The sequence below is a fragment of the Clostridium merdae genome, from assembly GCF_900176635.1.
Lineage (GTDB): Bacteria > Bacillota > Clostridia > Oscillospirales > Acutalibacteraceae > Faecalispora > Faecalispora merdae.
Window position 1 is genome coordinate 633346 of sequence record NZ_FXLN01000004.1, and the last position, 19729, is coordinate 653074.

20 protein-coding genes are annotated in these 19729 nt (G+C 45.5%); 1 reads left to right on the forward strand and 19 read right to left on the reverse strand.

Annotation, left to right across the window (positions count from 1 at the left end):
- Positions 1–15: 15 nt before the first annotated feature.
- The 4 genes from CAN90_RS08465 to pflB all read right to left on the reverse strand — a co-directional run bounded on the left by CAN90_RS08465 (position 16) and on the right by pflB (position 4631).
- Positions 16–774, reverse strand: coding sequence for an ABC transporter permease (locus CAN90_RS08465; protein WP_085833398.1), 759 nt, complete (start codon positions 772–774; stop codon positions 16–18).
- On the reverse strand, positions 771–1397 hold the full coding sequence (locus tag CAN90_RS08470) for a hypothetical protein (RefSeq protein WP_085833399.1): 627 nt from the start codon (positions 1395–1397) through the stop codon (positions 771–773). The genes CAN90_RS08465 and CAN90_RS08470 overlap by 4 nt, the downstream gene beginning before the upstream one ends.
- A gap of 166 nt (positions 1398–1563) precedes the next feature.
- The gene (gene pflA / locus CAN90_RS08475) at positions 1564–2298 is read right to left on the reverse strand and encodes a pyruvate formate-lyase-activating protein (RefSeq protein WP_085833400.1); all 735 of its coding nucleotides are present in this window, start codon (positions 2296–2298) and stop codon (positions 1564–1566) included.
- A gap of 119 nt (positions 2299–2417) precedes the next feature.
- Positions 2418–4631, reverse strand: coding sequence for a formate C-acetyltransferase (gene pflB, locus CAN90_RS08480; protein WP_085833401.1), 2214 nt, complete (start codon positions 4629–4631; stop codon positions 2418–2420).
- A gap of 201 nt (positions 4632–4832) precedes the next feature.
- On the opposite strand from pflB, the gene CAN90_RS08485 reads away from it, so the two are divergent.
- A complete protein-coding gene (locus CAN90_RS08485) occupies positions 4833–5579 on the forward strand; it encodes a Crp/Fnr family transcriptional regulator (RefSeq protein ID WP_085833402.1) in 747 nt (248 codons plus the stop codon).
- Between the two features lie 276 nt (positions 5580–5855).
- Here CAN90_RS08485 and CAN90_RS13725 read toward each other — a convergent pair whose 3' ends face one another.
- From CAN90_RS13725 to CAN90_RS08555, 15 genes are all read right to left on the reverse strand, one after another.
- Positions 5856–6014 (reverse strand): hypothetical protein, encoded by a 159-nt coding sequence (locus tag CAN90_RS13725; protein WP_187138322.1) that lies wholly within the window; start codon positions 6012–6014, stop codon positions 5856–5858.
- 149 nt (positions 6015–6163) lie between these two features.
- Positions 6164–6787: a thiamine diphosphokinase gene (locus CAN90_RS08490; RefSeq protein WP_085833403.1), complete on the reverse strand. Its 624-nt coding sequence runs from the start codon at positions 6785–6787 to the stop codon at positions 6164–6166.
- Complete coding sequence (gene rsgA, locus CAN90_RS08495; RefSeq protein ID WP_085833404.1) at positions 6784–7671, reverse strand: ribosome small subunit-dependent GTPase A; 888 nt, start codon at positions 7669–7671, stop codon at positions 6784–6786. Before rsgA ends, CAN90_RS08490 begins: the two co-directional genes overlap by 4 nt.
- Positions 7671–9677 carry a Stk1 family PASTA domain-containing Ser/Thr kinase gene (gene pknB, locus CAN90_RS08500; protein ID WP_085833405.1) on the reverse strand — a complete coding sequence of 669 codons (2007 nt, stop codon included), beginning with the start codon at positions 9675–9677 and terminating at the stop codon, positions 7671–7673. The genes rsgA and pknB overlap by 1 nt, the downstream gene beginning before the upstream one ends.
- 23 nt (positions 9678–9700) lie before the next feature.
- Positions 9701–10432, reverse strand: coding sequence for a Stp1/IreP family PP2C-type Ser/Thr phosphatase (locus CAN90_RS08505; RefSeq protein ID WP_085833406.1), 732 nt, complete (start codon positions 10430–10432; stop codon positions 9701–9703).
- Positions 10429–11472, reverse strand: coding sequence for a dual-specificity RNA methyltransferase RlmN (rlmN, locus tag CAN90_RS08510; RefSeq protein ID WP_085833407.1), 1044 nt, complete (start codon positions 11470–11472; stop codon positions 10429–10431). The genes CAN90_RS08505 and rlmN overlap by 4 nt, the downstream gene beginning before the upstream one ends.
- A 4-nt stretch (positions 11473–11476) precedes the next feature.
- A complete protein-coding gene (rsmB, locus tag CAN90_RS08515; RefSeq protein WP_085833408.1) occupies positions 11477–12820 on the reverse strand; it encodes a 16S rRNA (cytosine(967)-C(5))-methyltransferase RsmB in 1344 nt (447 codons plus the stop codon).
- 3 nt (positions 12821–12823) lie between these two features.
- Positions 12824–13522, reverse strand: a complete 699-nt coding sequence (locus CAN90_RS08520) for a zinc metallopeptidase (RefSeq protein WP_085833409.1) — start codon at positions 13520–13522, stop codon at positions 12824–12826.
- Positions 13523–13534: 12 nt separating this feature from the next.
- Positions 13535–14461, reverse strand: coding sequence for a methionyl-tRNA formyltransferase (gene fmt / locus CAN90_RS08525; RefSeq protein WP_085833410.1), 927 nt, complete (start codon positions 14459–14461; stop codon positions 13535–13537).
- Positions 14462–14481: 20 nt separating this feature from the next.
- Positions 14482–14952 (reverse strand): peptide deformylase, encoded by a 471-nt coding sequence (gene def, locus CAN90_RS08530; RefSeq protein ID WP_085833411.1) that lies wholly within the window; start codon positions 14950–14952, stop codon positions 14482–14484.
- Positions 14953–15062: 110 nt separating this feature from the next.
- On the reverse strand, positions 15063–17501 hold the full coding sequence (gene priA, locus CAN90_RS08535; protein WP_085833412.1) for a primosomal protein N': 2439 nt from the start codon (positions 17499–17501) through the stop codon (positions 15063–15065).
- A 22-nt stretch (positions 17502–17523) separates the two neighbouring features.
- Complete coding sequence (locus CAN90_RS08540) at positions 17524–17751, reverse strand: DNA-directed RNA polymerase subunit omega (protein ID WP_085833413.1); 228 nt, start codon at positions 17749–17751, stop codon at positions 17524–17526.
- On the reverse strand, positions 17732–18352 hold the full coding sequence (gene gmk / locus CAN90_RS08545; protein ID WP_085833414.1) for a guanylate kinase: 621 nt from the start codon (positions 18350–18352) through the stop codon (positions 17732–17734). Before gmk ends, CAN90_RS08540 begins: the two co-directional genes overlap by 20 nt.
- The gene (remA, locus tag CAN90_RS08550; RefSeq protein ID WP_085833415.1) at positions 18345–18620 is read right to left on the reverse strand and encodes an extracellular matrix/biofilm regulator RemA; all 276 of its coding nucleotides are present in this window, start codon (positions 18618–18620) and stop codon (positions 18345–18347) included. Before remA ends, gmk begins: the two co-directional genes overlap by 8 nt.
- A gap of 24 nt (positions 18621–18644) precedes the next feature.
- Positions 18645–19523, reverse strand: coding sequence for a YicC/YloC family endoribonuclease (locus CAN90_RS08555; protein ID WP_085833416.1), 879 nt, complete (start codon positions 19521–19523; stop codon positions 18645–18647).
- Positions 19524–19729 lie beyond the last annotated feature (206 nt).

Consider the following 19729-nt stretch of genomic DNA (forward strand, 5'->3'; position numbering starts at 1 on the left):
AAAAGATTATTTACTTTAGCTCCAGCTATTGTCAACACCCCCATGCAGTACTTTTTTTATGGCTAGTGAAAACAACCGGTCACAAAGATAACCAACGATTCCTATCACAAAAATACCGACGATTACTTTGTCTGAGCGTGACATCTGTTGTGCATCCAGAATCATATACCCTAAGCCGCTTGCCGCCGCGATCATTTCCGCACCGATAATCGCCCTCCAGCTATACCCCATCCCCACACGCATACCAATGAGAATATCCGGCAGGGCATTGGGGAGTAAAATTCGCCGGAAAATTTGCCCCTGCGTAAAATTTAAGGAACGCCCCACCTCAATGAGCTTCGGGTCGCAGGAGGCCAATCCCTTTTTAATATTTAGGAACATGGGGAAAAACGATGCCAATACAATAATAATAATTTTCGAGGTTTCGCCAATCCCAAACCACAATATCAATAATGCAATCAGGCTTAAAGGCGGTACATTTCGAAAGAACTCTACAATATGATTGTAATAAACGGAGGAGTTCGGGCGAAGCCCTGCAAAAAGACCCAATAAAAACGCGAGTGCAAAGGCAATGGAAAAGCCCGTTAGTACACGACAGAAGCTAACCCAAATGTTTTCGAATAGAACTCCGCTTTGTGCCATCGTACTCAGTGACTGAAGTACCCTGCCGGGACTAGGAAGTACATATTCGCTCCAAATATTAGCCGAAGCCGCCGCCTGCCAAAGTGCCAATAGAATTGCCAGCGGCAATATAGCCTTTAGCGTGTTTTTCATTCTGCCCCCTCCAATACCCCATCACCATGATGGCAGCCTTCCTCACAATAAAGCATTTCCAGAAGAAGGTGGGCGTTCTGGGGAACTGGTGCCGAAAAATAGTCATCTATTTTTTCACGACTGTCTAGTATTATTACCCGGTCTCCCAATTCTGCAAAGAAGCCAGGAGGAATTGGGCTTGCCTGCAATTCCTTTTTTTGCAGGGTGATATGATAGCGCTGTGCAAGCTCTAAAAAAGTTAAGAACTCCACATTAGGCAAATGTAAATTTGTTCCTAAGTCTTTTATCGAGCGGCACGGAGTGGTTACAATTAACTGCCCCTGCCCTTCTAGCCGCTGCTGCAGCTCCCTGGCACAATGCAGTAGAATAGGCTCAATGGTCGGGTACTCCAAAAAATTAGGTGCATATTGTTTCTTCACATAATCCACTGCAAGGGGACATCGCATATCTGCCACACAGCGGCTGGTTCGATTTACAATCTGATTGTATTTTTTACGTACCGCGCTTATATGGTCTTGCCTGCATTCCACTGGCTCTAACCCACATTCCTTTAATTGCGCTGTGAGGTAATCTCCTCCATACATTGCGATTGATACTGGGTTTAACCAAACAAAAATCTTCATTTTACCATACCTTTGCGTTAGTTAGATTAAGCTAACTAGAATTATAGCAAGGTCATCCTGCTTTGTCAACCAAATATCAAATTGCAAATAACAAATTGAATATGCTTACCAAAAAATTCCTAATTTTTTTACAGAAACAAGGATTTTTTCTCATATCACGCCTTGCTTATTCTTTTAATAAGTACGGCAGACTGTAGTTTTCAAAAATTTGCTTGACCATTTGCAGCTCATCCTTTGATGGTGTAGGGGTATTCCCTAACTCATACTCCATATTGAGTTCTTCCCATTTGAATTCTCCCATTTTATGAAACGGTAGGAGCTCGGTAAGCTCGATACAGGTATAGGCTTGCAGGTAATCCGCCATTTCTTCCAGCAACGCTTTATTTAAAGTAAGCCCCGGCACTAATACATGGCGAAGCCACACCCTTTTCTTCGTTTTTTCGCAATAATCTAAAGTTGCCAATGTGTTTTCGGGTCCTTGCCCAGTTAATCGTTTGCATAGCTTTTCGTCTAAGCTTTTAATATCCAAAAGAAGCATATCGGCAGCATCAATCACGGTTTTTGAAATGGATAATGGAACGCTGCCAGCAGTATCTACCGCTGTATGGATTCCATTCTTCTTACATCGCTCCAGAAGGTCGGTTACAAACTCCGGTTGTAGTAGTGGTTCGCCACCAGAAATGGTAACGCCACCAGTACGAATAAAGTTGCGATAGCTGAGTATATCGGCTGCGGCCTGTTTCGAATCCATCAGTTTCCCACAGGAGGGTCTCCATGTATCTGGGTTATGACAGTACAGACAGCGCAGACCGCAGCCCTGTAAAAATAGAACATAGCGGACGCCAGGGCCGTCTACCGTACCAAAGCTTTCAATTGAGTGAACATAGCCTGTCTTTCCCATATAATCTCCTCCGGTGCTTTTATTCAATAGTCCTATTGAAATTATGATAAGTCGATGAAATACAATTGTAAATAGAAAAGGCGGCAAATAAGCCGCCCTTTCCTCCAATAAATTACCTATTAAAATCTTTCGTGGAAGGTGCGGCTCAATACTTCCTTCTGCTGCTCGCGAGTCAGCTTAATGAAATTAACGGCGTAACCGCTGACGCGAATGGTCAACTGCGGATATTTCTCCGGGTGATCCATTGCGTCCAGCAAGGTTTCACGATTGAGTACGTTTACATTGATATGATGGCCAGTCTCAAGGAAGTAGCCATCCAGCAGGGTAACCAGGTTTTGTTTTTTCTGGTCGCCGGTTTTACCCAGCGCATCCGGTACAATGCTGAAGGTATAAGAAATTCCATCCTCGGAGTCATCATAAGGCAGCTTCGCTACACTCTTCATGCTGGCAACCGAACCGTTGGTATCGCGTCCGTGCATGGGGTTTGCTCCGGGAGCAAATGCCTCGCCAGCCTTGCGGCCGTCCGGTGTTGAACCTGTCTTTTTGCCATATACCACGTTTGAAGTAATGGTAAGCACAGACAGCGTCTGCAAGGAATTGCGATAGGTCTTCTGGCGGCGCAATTTCTTCATAAAGCTGCTGACGACCTCTGTGGCTATATCGTCCACAATAGCTTCATTGTTGCCATATTTGGGGTAATCCCCTTCAATTTCAAAATCTACTGCCAAACCGGCCTCATTGCGAATCGGCTTTACCTTTGCGTGCTTAATAGCAGAAAGGCTATCTGCCACTACGCTCAAACCGGCAATGCCGCCTGCCATCGTGCGCAGAACCTCTTCGTCATGAAGCGCCATCTCAATGCGCTCGTAGCTATACTTATCGTGCATGTAGTGAATGATATTTAGCGTGTTGATATATAAATTTGCAAGCCAATCCGTCATTGCATCAAATTTGCGGGCAACTTCATCATACTCCAAATACTCCGATGTGATAGGAGCAAGCTCTGGGCCTACCTGCATGCCATAGCGCTCATCCTTACCGCCATTAATCGCATACAGCAACGCTTTTGCGAGGTTTGCACGAGCCCCAAAGAACTGCATTTGCTTGCCAATTCTCATTGCGGAAACGCAGCAGGCAATTCCATAATCATCACCGTATTTTGGGCGCATAATATCATCGTTTTCATACTGAATGGAAGAGGTCTCAATCGAAACCTTAGCGCAATACGCTTTAAATGCTTCGGGCAAGCGGTCGCTCCACAGAACGGTTAGGTTCGGCTCGGGTGCGGGGCCAAGGTTTGTGAGTGTATGAAGGAAGCGATAGCTCATCTTCGTTACCATGTGTCTTCCATCCTGTGCGATACCGCCAATGGATTCTGTCACCCATGTGGGGTCGCCGCTGAACAGTTCATCGTAATCGGGAGTACGCAGGAAGCGTACAATGCGCAGCTTCATCACGAAATGGTCAACCATCTCCTGAATCTGTGCCTCGGTAAAGACTCCGTTTTTCATATCCTGCTCGGCGTATACATCAAGGAACGTGGATACACGACCCAAACTCATTGCCGCACCGTTTTGCTCTTTGACCGCTGCCAAATAAGCAAAATACAGCCACTGGATGGCTTCTTTGGTATTTTCAGCAGGTCTTGAAATATCGAAGCCGTAAGAAGCAGCCATTTCAGTTAGCTCACCCAAAGCACGAACCTGCTCACTGAGCTCTTCTCTGAGCTGAATCAGGTCGCTATCCATTGCGTTGGCAATTGCTTCACTCTTTGCTTTCTTCTTCTGCTCAATTAAAAAGGCTGTGCCATAAAGGGCTACACGGCGGTAATCACCAATAATACGGCCACGGCCGTACGCATCCGGCAGACCGGTAATAATTCCGCAGTGACGAGCTTTTTTAATTTCATCGGTATAAACATCAAATACACCATCGTTATGTGTTTTGCGGTACTTAAATACTTCGTCAATTTCTTTTGGCAATTCACGGTTGTACGTTTCAAGCTCCGTATGCACCAAACGGATACCACCAAAGGGCATAATAGCGCGCTTTAACGGCTCGTCCGTTTGAACACCTACAATGACCTCCAGCTCTTTATTTATATAACCAGGTTTGTGCGAGGTAATGGTAGATATCGTATGCTCATCAATGTCATACACACCACCGCGGTCACGTTCCTCTTTCATTTTGTCGGAAAGCTGTTTCCACAGCTTTTGTGTATCTTCTGTTGGTGAAGCCAAAAAGCTTTCATCACCTTCATAAGGGGTGTAATTAGCGATAATAAAATCGCGCACGTCAATTTCTTTGTTCCATTTACCATTTGTAAAATTCATAATTAAGCTCCCTTCTTTCCGACAGTACCAACTGCAAATCGATTTTGATTTGCAACCATATTATACTAAAAAGGTATACTTTAAACTGTGACCCAAATCACAATATTGGGAATAAAAATGTTTTTATTATGTTTTTTTGACATTTTGTTAACAGTCCGATATAATCAAAGTTAGTTCACACTAATTAAAGGGGGATTTTTCTTGAACTGCAATTTAAAATGTATGAATTGCCTCAAAGAATTGTGTGTACATAAGGTTCCCTTATTCTCAGCCCTTGAGCATGAGGATTTTGAAGAGATTGCAGAGCGTATGATTTGCCGAAAATATGAAAAGGGTGAAATTATACTAACGCAGGACTCAAAGCCGCACGGTATTACGATTATTCGAAAAGGCAGTGCAAAGGCGTTTCGTATCGCCCCAGATGGGCAAGAAAAAATAATGTACTTATTTTCGAAGAATGATTTCTTCGGGGAGCAGTTTTTATTTGGAGATGTGCGTGTAAACTACCATGTACAAGCTCTTCAAAAGGTTGAAACCTGTTCTTTTTCAAGGGAACATTTTCAACAAATGATACTCACTCATCCCCTATTAGCACAGCACTGTATTGAGGAGCTAGGCCGCCGCGTCATTGCATTGGAGCAAATGGTACAAGAATCCGGCAACTTAAAGATAGAGTACCGTATTGCTCTTTTGCTATTGGAATTTAACCGAAAATATGGAGTAATGGAAGAACAAGGCCCTTTGGTAACGCTGCCACTTAGCCGTGAGGGGATTGCCAATTATTTGGGAATTGCGAGAGAGACTCTAAGCCGAAAACTAAACCAACTGGAAGAGGATGAAATCATACGCTCTGTGGGAAATAAAAAAATTCTACTATTGCAGCCACAGATTTTGGCTGCTATGGCAAACAATAATACCGCGTCGCCCATCGATTCCAATAAGAAATAGTAGTTCTTTGGCAAATTCCAGAGGCTTTTTTAAGCTTATAAGGCAAGTTCTTACAGCAGTTTATGTAAAAGAGAGCAGGCAGCCTGTTGGCTGCCTGCTCTCTTTTACATGTAATGATTCACTATGAATGAAAATCTGAAGTCTACGATTGCTATTTTTTGAAGAGCTTACTCTTCACGGCACTTGGGGATTCCAAACATCTTCCTTAAAATAAAGCCAAAGAAACCCGAGCTTTTTACTACTACTACTTTCATCGTACAGACCTCCTAATTATGTTCAGCAGCGCCGCAACAGAGCGATACCTAGCGCTACCAGCAGAACAGCCATGATGAACATGGTTAGCCCGATCGGAAGAAAACAGGAAAGTACCAAACCCAATCCAAAGGCAACGGAATAGGCTCCAAGACCCCCAGTGCATTTGCAACCCTTTCGCATACATTCCACCGCCTATCCAGAGTAAGGTCTTTTTTGCTTTCGCCTTACTACAGTATATACGCAATTAGAATTTTGGTTCCTGCGGTGCTGGAAACAAAACGGTTTAAAAATAGAAAAATGCGCCCTCGCTCTCACAAAGACGCACAGCATTATTCCTGAATGATGATTAAAGCAATCCCGGCATGAAGTATGATTTCGGCAACTGGCTCTGTAATGCGATTGCTTACTCCAAGCGGGTCTTGCGAATACAAGGTATGGCGGTTGAGTGGGTATTCTAACCCCTGGTAGCTTACCATACAGCTAGGGGTACCAAACGGGAAAACCGAGATAGTTTGCCCCAGCATATCTCGTAGGCGAAGCCGGCCGCTGGAAAGCACGAAGATTTGCGTTCCGTCACCAACCAGTACCCCCCTACAATTTTGCATAGCAATAAATTGAAGCGCACAGAGAGACGCATAAGAGTGGTCGAAGCGCTCACCACCCAATACACCCAACAGGACAAACTCTTGGTAACCACGGCGGATTGCCTCACGAATGGCAAACATCGTGTCAGTATCATCCTTATGCACTGGAAGTTGAATCGACTCCACCCCTTGCGGCAAAGAGGATTGTACAGAATCAAAATCTCCCACAATCAAGTTCGGTACAATCCCATTTTCAGTAGCAACATCCAGCCCGCCATCCGCACAGATTACAAAAGCATCTGCACAGTATTCTTTCATCTGCTCCCGGTTACTGACTGGTACAGCACCTATAATCACGCAAGTTTTCATTTGAGTTCCCATTCCTTAATGTTTTTAATTTCATCATACATTGCTACATAGCTTTGGTGGCGGGAGGGAGATATTTTCCCTTCTTGAAGTGCCGCTAAAACAGCACACCCCTTCTCCTTGGTGTGGGAACACGATGGGAACCGGCATTGACCCAAATAAGGTGCGAATTCTCGAAAATCGTGTGCCAAATTTTCCTTACGGATTAACTCCGTTTGAACCATATCTACGGACGAAAAGCCCGGAGTATCTGCAACATAAGTATCTGACCCCAGCTTTAACAGCTCCACCTGGCGGGTGGTATGGCGGCCACGCCCTAGCTTTTGGCTAATTTCTGCCGTAGGCAGGCTTAAGCGTTCATCGATTCGATTTAATAAGGAAGACTTGCCTACACCGGAATTACCCGAGAAAGCAGAAAGCTTCCCTTTGAGCATATCGCGAACTTGGTCCACTCCATCCCCAGTAACGGAAGACACGGTAACCACCGGTATCCCGGTTTTTTGGTAGATTTCTAAATACTCGCTGCAATCCTCTAAATCTGTTTTGGAAAACAAAATAACCGGTGAGATTCCCTTTTGCTCTGCCCCGGCAAGCATCTTATCGAGCACCAGCAAATTGGGAGACGGGTGCAACACAGACACAACGAGGAAGAGCTGATCCAAATTAGCAACAGGGGGGCGAACCAATGCGTTCTTTCTCTCCCCTATTTCCTCAATGGTACAGGTACCATCCTCTTCAATGCTGATGTCTACCATATCTCCTGCAAGTGGTGTAATCCCCCGCTTGCGGAAAATCCCACGTGCTTTGGCTTCATAGATTGTATCGGCGGCTTCTACATAATAGAAGCCGCCGATTCCTTTTCGCAATAGTCCACGTTCCATCTTCATCAGGGTGCCCTCGTAATTCCGCTTGCGGAGCTTTCTCCTGGTTCTTGGTAGGTATAGCTATCTGTTTGCCTTGGAATACCGGTATCAAAGTCCAGAAGGAAGGTATTATATTTTTGGCCATCCAACTGAATGATTAATGTTTTTTGCCCAGAAGTGCCCTTAAAGCTCATTTGGTACACACTGTTGTAAGAGGGGTTTACCGTTTTTTCGGAGTACAAAGTGCCATCCACATATGCCTTTAGCGCAATATCGTGCGTAACCTGTGAAGGCAGCTGCACATAAATATCAATGGACTTCTCACTTTTTTTACCGGAGCTAACGCTAATCTTCACCGGTGTACCTTTCGCTACCTTTACTCCCGGAAGCGGAGAGGTTTCAATAACAACGCCTTCGGCTTTATCGCTGTCATCCACATAGTTGATTTCCGTATCCACGGTCAGACCAACCGCCAAAATATCTGTTTTCGCTGCATCCAAGTTCTTACCTATCACAGAAGGAACACCTACCTCAGTGGAGGACGGGCCCTTGCTCACATACAGCTTAATTACAGAACCGCTTAGTACCACCTCTGTGCCTTCAGCGGGAACAACATCCTTTACATAGCCGGCTGCTGTTTGATCATCCTCAACTTGATAAACCTCATATTTCAGGTTAATCTTCTTCAGCTTATCTTCCGCTTCTGCCTGAGTTAAACCTTTTACAGTAGGAATGGTAACCGTTTGGCTTTCCCCATTTACCGTAAGTGTTATTTCCGCGTTCGCTTTTACTTTTTTATTACCCTTCGGGTTTTGGTCTAAAACGATTCCAGAATCTTTACTGGAATCTTCCGAATATTCAATCTTAAATTGGAAGTCCTTATACTTTTCATTCGACTGAATGTCGGAGAGCTTTTGGCCAATAAATTGAGGTAGGTCTACATCGGCTACCTCCTGCGTGCTACAGCTGCGAGTAAGTGCCATGATACCAAAGACTACCGCTGTGAGTAAAAAAGCCGTTAAAACACCGCTGACGATAAGTGCCGCAGTCGATTTTTTCTTCTTTTTCCCACGGGAGTATTCTTCCTCATACGCATAATTATCATTATAATTCGCTACTTCTGTTCCGCGAACCGTATTGATTGCATCTACATACTTGGTGGGTTTTTCATCGATAAAATATTTATATTGAAAGCTAATGCTGGGGTTACGGCGGAACTGCTCAATATCGCGCAGCATTTCCGCAGCGGATTGGTACCGTTGGGAGGGGTCTTTCTGCATTGCCTTTAAGGTAATCTCTTCTAGTCCATCCGGAATAGCGGGATTAATATCTTTCGGAAGACGGGGGTCTGCCTGTAGCTGCATAATCGCAACTGAAACAGCATTATCAGCTTCGAATGGAAGCTGACCCGTTATCATCTCGTACAGCATAACGCCAACCGAGTAGATGTCCGCCTTTTCGTCCGTGAGGTCACCCCTAGCCTGCTCCGGTGCAATATAATGAACGGAACCAATGGCCTTATCTGTCATTGTTCTCGTTTCATTTCTGGAGAAACGCGCAATGCCAAAATCGGTTACCTTTATGGTTCCATCTTGCAGCAGCATAATATTTTGCGGCTTAATATCGCGGTGAATGATTCCTTTTTCGTGTGCATGCTGTAAGGCTCGCAGAATTTGAACCGTGAAATGAATGGCTTCCTTCCACTTGATTTCTTTCTGCTGATCCAAATACTCGCGCAATGTAATACCATCAATATATTCCATCACAATGTACTGTATTTGATCACCAAAGCTTACATCATATACTTTTACAATATTGGGGTGCGACAAAACCGCAATAGCCTTTGATTCATTTTTAAAACGGCGAATGAAATCCTCGTTCCCTAAAAACTCATCCTTTAAAATTTTAATCGCAACGGTGCGGTCATCAATTTGATCATAAGCACGATAAACCAATGCCATTCCGCCAACACCGATCAATTCATGGATTTCATAACGGCCGTCAAGCCTTTTTCCGGTATACTTATCCAACAAGTATCACTCCAATCACATGGTCAGTTTTCGATTACGACAACCGTTATATTGTCGCCGCCGCCTGCACGGTTCGCATATTCGATTAACTGTTCACTAAAACCTTTTGCATCCAGCTCTTGCGACAGTTCAGAAATCTGCTGGGTTCCAACGTAATTAGACAAGCCGTCTGTACATATTAAAAGCCTTGCCCCCTCGGGAAATGACTCTTCCATATAATCAACATCCACCACGGGTAAAACGCCAAGCGCCCTTGTAATAATATTTTTTTGTGGATGTGTTTGCGCCTGCTGCTCGGTAAGGTCCCCTTTATCCACCAGCTCCTGCACAATGGAATGGTCTACGGTAATTTGGCGGATGGAACCATCGCTTAAAATGAGGTATGCACGGCTGTCTCCCGCGTGAACAATATAAAGCTTATTATCCCTAATAACGGTAAGCACGATTGTCGTGCCCATGCCACGCAGCTCTTCCTGCTCTTTAGCAAGGTGATAAACGGCTGTATTGGCCTCTCCCACCGCCTGTGCCAGCAGCTCCTTTAAATAAACCTCATTTGTTTGGTTCAAAGCCTCTGCTGTTAAGGTTTCTGTAATTTTCTGTACTGCCAGGCCACTGGCTATATTACCACCGGCAGCACCGCCCATACCGTCACACACAACAGCCCATGCCCGGTCCTGCGCATAGAGCTCCCCGGCACAGGCATCTTCATTGGATTGCCGCACTAGGCCAACGTCGGTTTTACTAAAAAGTTTCAAAGACCGGTCACCTCCTCTTGCTGTCTGCGTCTCAGCTGTCCGCAGGAAGCGTTAATATCTGAGCCTAGCGTTCGCCGTACCGTAGCCGTAAGGCCACTCTTCTCTAAAATGCGGATAAACGCTCGCTGTCTTTCAACAGATGCACTGTGGTACCCTGTTCCTGTCACTTGATTCACCGGTATTAAATTGATATGCGAAAGCGTTCCCTTCAATTTCGCCGCCAGCTCTCTAGCACAAGCGTCACTATCGTTTACGCCGCTGATCATCGCATATTCAAATGAGATTCGCCGATGCGTTTGTTCTGAATAGTATCGGCAAGCTTTCAGCAGTTCATCCACTCCCCACTTTCGGTTTACCGGCATGGTCTGCGAACGAATGGTATCGTTCGGCGCATGCAAAGAGACCGAGAGAGTAATTTGCAGCTTGCGTTCTGCCAAATCGTATATTTTATCTACCACACCGCAAGTCGAGAGAGAAATGTGCCGCATACCAATATTCAGGCCGTGATCCGATGAAACCAGCTCTAAAAAGCGAAGTACGTTCTCATAGTTATCGAGTGGTTCACCCATCCCCATAAGCACAATGTTTGAAATACGCTTGCCGGTATCCTTCTGAGCAGCTTGAATCTGTGCCAGCATTTCTGCCGCAGTAAGATTGCGTGAAAAACCGCTTTTACCAGTAGCACAAAAGGTACAGCCCATTTTACACCCTACCTGAGTAGAGATGCAAATGGTATACCCATGGTGGTATTGCATAAATACGCTTTCCACCATTTCTCCGTCTGCAAAGCGAAAAAGGTACTTAATAGTATTATCATATTGAGAAACGAGTTTCTTTTCAATAGTTGCTACAGAGATGTAATATTTTTCTGCTAATAACTGGCGGGTTTGTTTGGATTGATCTGTCATTTGGTCAAAATCCTCTACCCCACGGTGCAACCACTGGTACACCTGCCGTGCCCGAAAGGCCGGCCAGCCATTTGCTGTAAATTCCTTCTTAATTTCGTCTTCTGTTAATGAATTGATTTCTTCCCGTGCCATAATCCTACTCCCGTCGGCGGCGGAAAGCCGCTATAAAAAAACCATCTGTGCCATGTACGGGTGGCAGCAGAGTAACTTGATTTTCTGGCTCTTCAAAAGCCCTGCGGAATGACCCTGGCAAACAAAGAGGCTCGGGCTCAAATTCCGTATGATTTTGTAAAAAGCGCGCTGCTACCGCACCATTTTCTGCGGGATTCAGCGTGCAGGTTGAATAAAATAATAGCCCGTTTGGCTCAACAAGCCTGGAAGATCTACAAAGAATAAGGTACTGCAAATCAGGCAGGCTGTCAAGAGACGCCTGCGGCTTATAGCGAATCTCGGGCTTTCTGCGAATGATACCGAGGCCAGAGCAGGGTGCATCGCACAAAACGCGGGCTGCACAAGGGATTTCTTCGCGAGGCTCTGCGGCATCCCGAATGGCTGCATTTACTATTGTAAGTCCAAGTCGTTCGGAGCCTTGGCGAATGAGGCCTACTTTACCCTTATATTTATCAAAGGCCAGCAGTTCTCCGCGATTCTCCATCCGCTGCGCCATAGTAAACGTTTTCCCCCCGGGTGCGGCGCAAACATCTAGAACACGTTCACCCGGTTGTGGGTTTACAAGAGCGCAGCAAAGCTGCGAAGATAAATCCTGCACATGGAATAGGCCATCTTGAAAGCTCTTTAATGAGGCAACGGAACCGGTATTCTCTAAGATAAGAGTATCGGGCAGCTCTGTAACGGCAGTTGCCTTTACACCTTCTTCTTCCAAAAGAAGAATTAGCTCATTTGCTGTTGTTTTTACAGTATTTACGCGGGCATAAATTGGTGCTTTCTGAAAAAGACTGTCTAAAATAGAGCGGCAAATTGGCTCCCCGTATGCCTTTGTCCATAACTCAATCAGCCATTCCGGGCAGGAGTACGAAATAGAGAGCGCCTTTAGTGGCTGCCTCTTTTCATTTGGCAAGCGAAACGGGTTCTCTTCGCGAAGTATGGAACGCAGCAACCCGTTTATAAAGCCCGATGCCTTTACAGCCCCATTTTCCTTTGCACAAATCACGGCTTCGTTCACCGCAGCCGATGATGGTATTTTTTCCATATAAAGGATTTGGTATACCCCAATCCGTAAAATCTCACGTACAGTAGCAGAGAGAACCTGTTCCGGATTGCGGGAAAAACTCTCGATAACATAATCGAGTGTAATACGGCGTTCCAATACACCGTAGAAAAGAGCAGTCGCAAGTGCAGCATCTCGCGGTTCCAGCGAAAAGCGCCGCAACGTTTTATCAATTACAATATTGGAATAGCCTTCGTTTTCATCAACATGAAGCAGGGCTTGCAGTGCCGCTGTTCTGGCATTTGGTGTCATTTATTATCTCCTTCGGTTCCTTGCAATCGCCAGCAGGCGCAGCAAAGATAGGATTGAGGCAAAGGCCGCAGCAACATATGTCATAGCGGCGGCTTGAAGAACCTTAGACGCACCGTACAGTTCTTCTTCAGAAAGAATACCAGAGCGCTCCAATGCACTAATTGCCCGAGCGCTGGCATTGAATTCAACTGGTAATGTAAGCAGAGAAAATACGACGGCCAAGCTGTACAGTGCAATCCCTGCATATATTACATATTCGTATTGAAGCGGCAAAAACATACCAATTAAAATCAGCGGAATTGCCAGCTTAGAAGAAAAGTTTACGGCAGGAACAAGAACCGCGCGCAATTTAATAGGAAAATAACCGTGCGCATATTGAACGGCATGCCCGGCCTCGTGCGCAGCCACGCCAACCGCAGAAATGGTATTGCTCCCGTAAACTGGCTGGCTCAAGCTAATACTATTATTTCTTGGGTCGTAGTGATCCGTAAGCTGGCCGCCAATCGGCTGAATTGGCACATTACTAATGTCATGAAAGCGCAAAACCTGGCGGGCTGCCTCTGCTCCCGTCAGGTTTCGACGATTTGGAATCTGAGAATATTTGCGAAAGGCAGATTGAACCTGAAACTGAGCTATCATCGATAGAATCAGCGCAGGTAAAATGAAGATAAAATACGTTCGATCATAGAAGAAATAATCCATCGTATCCCTCCGTTAACAACCCATTTTTGTTTCTGGCTGTGCTGGGTGACCTCGCAGAAAATCGGTGCCTCCCATGCGTTTACCGCCTTCGTATTGAACTGTAACAAGCTTTAGTACAGTATTTAGCCCACAGCTGACAAGAAAGTCTTTTCCCGGGAGCACTTGCCCCGGCTCACCAGCCTCATTTTTACAGACACGTGTTTCATAAATTTTAATCCGTTTCCCCTGGTAAACAGAGGATGCAACCGGCCAAGGAGATAGCCCGCGCACAAGATTGTGAATCTCTCTTGCAGGGCGGCTCCAATCTATGACCGAAATATCACGGCTCAGCATAGAAGCGTAGCAAGTACCCTGCTCTCCCTGCGGCGTGCATTTTAAAGTGCCTGCCTCAAGCTCACGAAGCGTTTGTATCAATACCTTTGAGCCTAGCACCTGTAAGCGGTCAAACAGCTCACCAGATGTTTCATTTTCAAGAATCTTAGTTTCTTCCACAAGTAGTATATCTCCGGTATCCAGACCCACATCCATCTGCATGGTAGCAACACCGGTTTTTTCGTCACCGTTTATCACTGCCCACTGAATGGGCGCTGCGCCACGGTACTTTGGTAAAAGAGACGCATGAACGTTAATACACCCATGTGGTGCAATTTGCAATATTTCTTTCGGCAGCAACTTACCGTACGCAACAACGATGATAACCTCAGGCTTAAGTGAAGCAACCAGCTCAGCGGCTTCCGGTGTACGAAGCGTAGTGGGCTGATACACAGGAATTTCATACCGAAGTGCAAGCTCTTTTACCGGTGGCGGTGCAAGTGTGTAGCCTCTGCCCTTTGGCTTATCCGGCTGGGTAAACACTGCACAAACCTCATGCCCTTCATCCAGCAAAGCCTGCAAGCAGGGAACCGCAAAATCTGGAGTTCCCATAAAAACAATCCGCATGGATTCTTCCTCCTGTTTGGTTATTCCATGTCATCCTCAGAAAGGATTCTGCTGGCACGCTGCTTGAATACAATTCCATTCAGATGGTCTGTTTCGTGGCAGAAGGTTCTGGCTAAGAACTCGGTTCCCTCAATCTCAAAGAAGTTTCCTTTTCTGTCTTGTGCGCGCACCTTTACATGATTAGGGCGCTTAACCATACCGTATTGACCCGGGAACGACAAGCAACCTTCTGCGCCATCCTGTTCCCCATCACTTTCAAGAATTTCCGGGTTAACCAGCTCAATAATGCTGTCATCTTCAATATTCACTACGATGATAGCACGGCGTAAAATCCCCACCTGATTGGCAGCCAAGCCAGCGCCATTGGCAGCAAGCACGGTTTCAATCATATCATCCAAAAGGATTGCCAGCTTCTCATCAAATTTTTCAACAGGACGGCAAGTTTTATTCAAAATAGGGTCGCCATCCTGCACAATATTACGAATTGCCATTGTACATTCCTCCATTACACGATGAATTAAAGATCAACAAAGCCATATAGGTACCAATTGTAAAATCGGCACTGTAAGTAAAGAAAGGCCTTATTCTTTATTTTGTTTAATTATAAAGCAGACATTGGGTTCGTATCTGCAAAAGCAGTAACCTGAGAAAATTGCCGGTCAGCCGAAAATTGAATGATAAGCCGCGATAGCATTTCGCGTAACTTCTTATCATTTCTGCATTTAATGAGTAGCTGATACCGGTATTTGTTGCTTAGCTTTGTTACCACAGCCGGGGATGGGTCGAGCACACGCATGGGCAAATTCGAATACTCTGCACCTGCCAGATTACGTAGTAAATCCATAAAATACAGGCTGGCATTACAAACTTGTTCTTCCCGCAGCCCTACAAAACCAATTAATACAAAATCTGCAAAAGGTGGATACAGCATAGCCCTGCGAAACTGAATCTCTTCCCGATAGAACGTGGCATAATCCTGTTCCGCCGCAAGACGGATGACTCGATTTTCAGGCGTAAACGTTTGAATAATCGCACGACCACAACGCTCCCCTCGCCCAGACCTGCCGACAACCTGCGTCAGCAAATCGAACGAGCGCTCCGAACAGCGAAAGTCGTCTCCATATAGAGATTGATCCGCAGAAAGAACGCCAACCAGCGTTACGTTTGCAAAATCGAGCCCTTTGGCTACCATTTGCGTTCCTACAATTATATCGTAATCTCCGTTTTCAAAACAGCGAAGCTTTTTTTCATACGAAAAGCGCCCCATCGTACTGTCTGTATCAAGCCGCAAAACACGAGCCTGCGGGAATAATTGCGATAATTGTTCCTCTGCCCTTTGCGTTCCTGCTCCAGTAAAGCGAACCTCATCCTGCTCACAGGTTGGGCAGCGGCGGGTTGCCGGGACTGAATAACCGCAATAATGGCACATCAAACGATGGTTCGCCGCATGGTATGTTAAAGAAATACTGCAATTGGGGCAGCTAACCACTTCACCACACGATTTGCAGGTGGCAAAGGTATGATAGCCACGCCGGTTTAACAGCAAAATGGATTGTTCCCCTTTTGCAAGATTTTCCGTTAATGCCTCTTTTAAGGCTGTGCTGAAAACACTTGTATTGCCAGACAAAGCCTCTTGGTTCATGTCTGCAATGGTTACCAACGGAAGCTGCGCCGTGCCATACCTACTGGGAAGCGGGTGCATGGAATACCTGCCAGTTTGTGCGAAATAAGTAGTTTCTACACTTGGGGTGGCAGAGCAAAGAAGTAAGAGTGCTTTGTGGTGTGCACAGCGAAATTTAGCAACATCTCTTGCATGGTAGCGCGGTGTGGATTCCGACTTATAAGTCGACTCCTGCTCCTCATCCATAACAATGAGTCCCAGATTTTCAAATGGCGCAAACACAGCCGAACGGGTACCCACAACTATATTTGCCTGTCCGTTTTTTACACGCTTCCATTCATCGAGTCGTTCTCCCAATGAAAGTCCGCTGTGAAATACCGCAACTTGCTTCCCATACCGTTGGTGAAATAAAGCAACAGTTTGCGGTGTGAGCGAGATTTCTGGTACCATTACAATAACACACCGACCGTCTGCAATTACATCTTCAATCAAGCGCATATACACTTGCGTTTTACCGCTGCCAGTAACACCGTATAGTAAAGAAGCCGCCGCACCGGAACGATACCGGCCTAGTAGCCCCTCATATGCCTCTTGTTGTTCGCAAGAGAGCGAAACCTCACATTGCTGTTCTGGCTCCTGTGCTTTTTCGTACGGGTTGCGATATTGTTCCTCCTCATAATAGGAGGCGAAACCCTTTTTGACCAAGGCATCTGGCACAGACACCGTAACCCCTGCAAAATAGCACAATTCTTTTACCGACACACTGCCTATCGATTGCAGAATATCAAATATTTCTTTCTGTTTTTGGGAAAGGGAATCCGAATTATCTTTTTCACAAAGACGAATCATTTTGCGGGTAGCATCGCCAACTCGGCGGTTTGCGGCATTCTCTCTCCGAATAATTCCGTTAGAGCACAACCGCTCTAAAATCGAAATAGCGTTTTTGCAATCCAGCATCTGCAAAAGCGCATCTTCATCAGCAGGCTTTTGCGATAGCCTTTCTACAAGCAGACGCTCAGAATCTGTTAATCCCAAATCAAAAGCTTCCGATTTGGATACGGCAAGCACATATTGAGTCGAAATTTTAAAATTGATTCCTGCGGGCAAAAGAAGTTTCACGGCATCAAAAAAACTGCAAAAATACCGTTCCTTCAGCCAGCGCACCAATAATATTTGCTCTGCAGTAAGCAAAGGTGTTTTGTCCAGCACCGCAGTAATGGGCTTTAATAGCTCTGGCTGCTCACAGGGTTGCAAAGAAAGTATCATACCCTGTCTTTTACGGTTGCCACTGCCAAAAGGCACCATTACTCTAGAGCCCACTTCTGCCTGCATACCCGGCGGCAGAAGATAGGTAAACTCTTTATCAAAGTGATATGCCGTATTTTCAACAGCTACGCCTACCGCAGTATTCTGTTCCATGAAGCTATTTCACCTTCCGGAATTACTCAGTCATAAAAGAATCTGAAGAAGCATCTTCTTTGGGAGCAATGATTTTATATTTATGTTGTATAAAATCGCGCACAGCCAAATCGACTGGCTTTTCAATAAGGATGTCTCCGGCTTTCTCGGCTTCCTCCGCAATTTCACGGGCACGTTTGGCAACGGCAACAACAATAGAGTATTGGCTCAAATTCGGGGTAGAAAAAGCTTCATTTGATGGTCTTAGCATAATTCAGCATCCTTTCAATGTTAGCATCGGCACGGCTAAAGCGAAGCTTCTCTGCACATAAAATGGAACAGATTTGCCCTACTGCATGGTCTACCGTGTCGTTTACAATTAAATAGTCATAGTGCTTTGCTTCTAATATTTCACCGCAGGCAGATTCCATTCGTTTTTGAATCACTTCTTCGCTGTCAGAAGCGCGGTGCCTTAAGCGAGATTCCAAAACCTCCAGCGATGGCGGTAGCAGAAAAACACTCACGCAATCGGGATTCTTCTCTTGAATTTGGGCGCCGCCTTGCACCTCAATTTCTAAAATTACGTCATACCCTTTCTTCTGCCAATCTCGCACTGGCCCAGCGGGCGTACCGTAATAGTTACCGCAGTACTCGGCATATTCGAGCATTTCTCCTTGCGCCATCATTTCTTGAAAGCGCTCGCGGGTTACAAAGTAATAGTCTTTCCCATCTACCTCACCGGGTCTTGGCGCTCGGGTGGTAGCAGAAACCGACAAACGTACGGATTCGTTTTGGTGTAGCAGCTCGTGCAGCACCGTATCCTTCCCTACGCCAGATGGTCCCGAAAATACCAGCAATAAGCCGTTAGTCATCCTCTTCCAGCTCCTCATCCGCAATATCTTCATCCCTGTCATTTAGCCGGTTGGCTACTGTCTCGGGCTGAACTGCAGACAGAATCACATGATCGCTGTCTGTAACGATCACAGCGCGGGTACGCCTGCCATAAGTAGCGTCAATTAAAGTGCCACGCTCCTTGGCGTCTTGTATTATGCGCTTGATCGGTGCGGATTCAGGGCTGACAATTGCCACCAGACGATTGGCGGACACCATATTGCCAAAACCAATGTTAATTAGCCTCATGCCGTATTTTCCTCCTAAGAATAACTATTCAATATTCTGAATCTGTTCTCGAATCTTTTCAATTTCAGCTTTCATATTTACCACCATGTAGGCAATTTGAGAATCGGATGCCTTTGAACCGATGGTATTTGTTTCGCGGTTCATCTCCTGTACCAGAAAATCCAATTTTCTGCCGATTGCTTCGGAGGACTCCAGCATTGACTGTAACTGGTCAAAATGGCTGCGAAGGCGAACCGTTTCTTCTGCAACTGCAATTTTATCAGCAAAAATTGCAGCCTCTGTTAGAATACGCTGTTCTTCAATGTTTTTATCATGCAAAACATCCTGTAATCGATTCAGCAGCTTTTGCTGGTACTCCTGCACAGTAATGGGAGAACGCTCCTCCACCGCCTGTACCAAAGTTAAAATGGCGTGAGCACGGGCCTGAATATCTTCTTTGAGGCGCGTACCCTCCCGCTCTCTCATTTCGAGAAGCTGATTCAGTGCCTGCTGTGCTATTTGAGAAACGCATTCCCAAATTCGATCTTCGTCTTCCGGCGTGCGGTGTACGGTAAAAATATCGCTGTACCGAGCCAACCCCATCACAGTAATATCGTCTCTCAAATCGTATTTATCCCGAATTTCTTTGAGTGCATTCAAATATCCGGCAGCCATTGAATGGTTCACAAGAACCTGAGCGTCGGCATCCTCCAAAGTTTCAACTGAAACAAAAACGTCTACTTTACCACGAGAAATTCTCTGTTGCAGCAATGTTTTCAGCTTTTCATCCAGAAAAGAATAGCCCCTGGTTGTTTTTGAATTGAATTCAAAATACCGATGATTGACTGATTTGATTTCAACTATGATATATCGCCCGTCCAGGGTTCCTTCTGCGCGGCCATACCCCGTCATACTTTTTATCATGGCGTATCATCCCAACGTTAGTAAGTTTTATGAAAGCATTCGCTTTTAAAGTATTATCACTTCATTTTACCAGTTTTATTACACAATTGCAACCATCGTCATTCTGCAGGATTCACCAAAAAGGTAAATTCGCTGGAATCCCACAAAAGGTGATTGTACGGAAGAACAGCCCCAGCGCCTTTACGGGCCCTGGGACTGTTAATTCA

Excerpts from the sequence above, each read along its gene's own strand:
- CAN90_RS08540 (WP_085833413.1), bottom strand. The coding sequence starts at position 17,751 with ATGCTAAGACCATCAAATGAAGCTTTTTCTACCCCGAATTTGAGCCAA.
- CAN90_RS08470 (WP_085833399.1), bottom strand. The coding sequence starts at position 1,397 with ATGAAGATTTTTGTTTGGTTAAACCCAGTATCAATCGCAATGTATGGA.
- pflA (WP_085833400.1), bottom strand. The coding sequence starts at position 2,298 with ATGGGAAAGACAGGCTATGTTCACTCAATTGAAAGCTTTGGTACGGTA.
- fmt (WP_085833410.1), bottom strand. The coding sequence starts at position 14,461 with ATGCGGATTGTTTTTATGGGAACTCCAGATTTTGCGGTTCCCTGCTTG.
- pflB (WP_085833401.1), bottom strand. The coding sequence starts at position 4,631 with ATGAATTTTACAAATGGTAAATGGAACAAAGAAATTGACGTGCGCGAT.
- CAN90_RS08520 (WP_085833409.1), bottom strand. The coding sequence starts at position 13,522 with ATGGATTATTTCTTCTATGATCGAACGTATTTTATCTTCATTTTACCT.
- def (WP_085833411.1), bottom strand. The coding sequence starts at position 14,952 with ATGGCAATTCGTAATATTGTGCAGGATGGCGACCCTATTTTGAATAAA.
- rsgA (WP_085833404.1), bottom strand. The coding sequence starts at position 7,671 with ATGAAGATGGAACGTGGACTATTGCGAAAAGGAATCGGCGGCTTCTAT.
- remA (WP_085833415.1), bottom strand. The coding sequence starts at position 18,620 with ATGAGGCTAATTAACATTGGTTTTGGCAATATGGTGTCCGCCAATCGT.
- CAN90_RS08490 (WP_085833403.1), bottom strand. The coding sequence starts at position 6,787 with ATGAAAACTTGCGTGATTATAGGTGCTGTACCAGTCAGTAACCGGGAG.
- CAN90_RS08555 (WP_085833416.1), bottom strand. The coding sequence starts at position 19,523 with ATGATAAAAAGTATGACGGGGTATGGCCGCGCAGAAGGAACCCTGGAC.
- priA (WP_085833412.1), bottom strand. The coding sequence starts at position 17,501 with ATGGAACAGAATACTGCGGTAGGCGTAGCTGTTGAAAATACGGCATAT.
- rlmN (WP_085833407.1), bottom strand. The coding sequence starts at position 11,472 with ATGGCACGGGAAGAAATCAATTCATTAACAGAAGACGAAATTAAGAAG.
- CAN90_RS13725 (WP_187138322.1), bottom strand. The coding sequence starts at position 6,014 with ATGCGAAAGGGTTGCAAATGCACTGGGGGTCTTGGAGCCTATTCCGTT.
- gmk (WP_085833414.1), bottom strand. The coding sequence starts at position 18,352 with ATGACTAACGGCTTATTGCTGGTATTTTCGGGACCATCTGGCGTAGGG.
- rsmB (WP_085833408.1), bottom strand. The coding sequence starts at position 12,820 with ATGACACCAAATGCCAGAACAGCGGCACTGCAAGCCCTGCTTCATGTT.
- CAN90_RS08465 (WP_085833398.1), bottom strand. The coding sequence starts at position 774 with ATGAAAAACACGCTAAAGGCTATATTGCCGCTGGCAATTCTATTGGCA.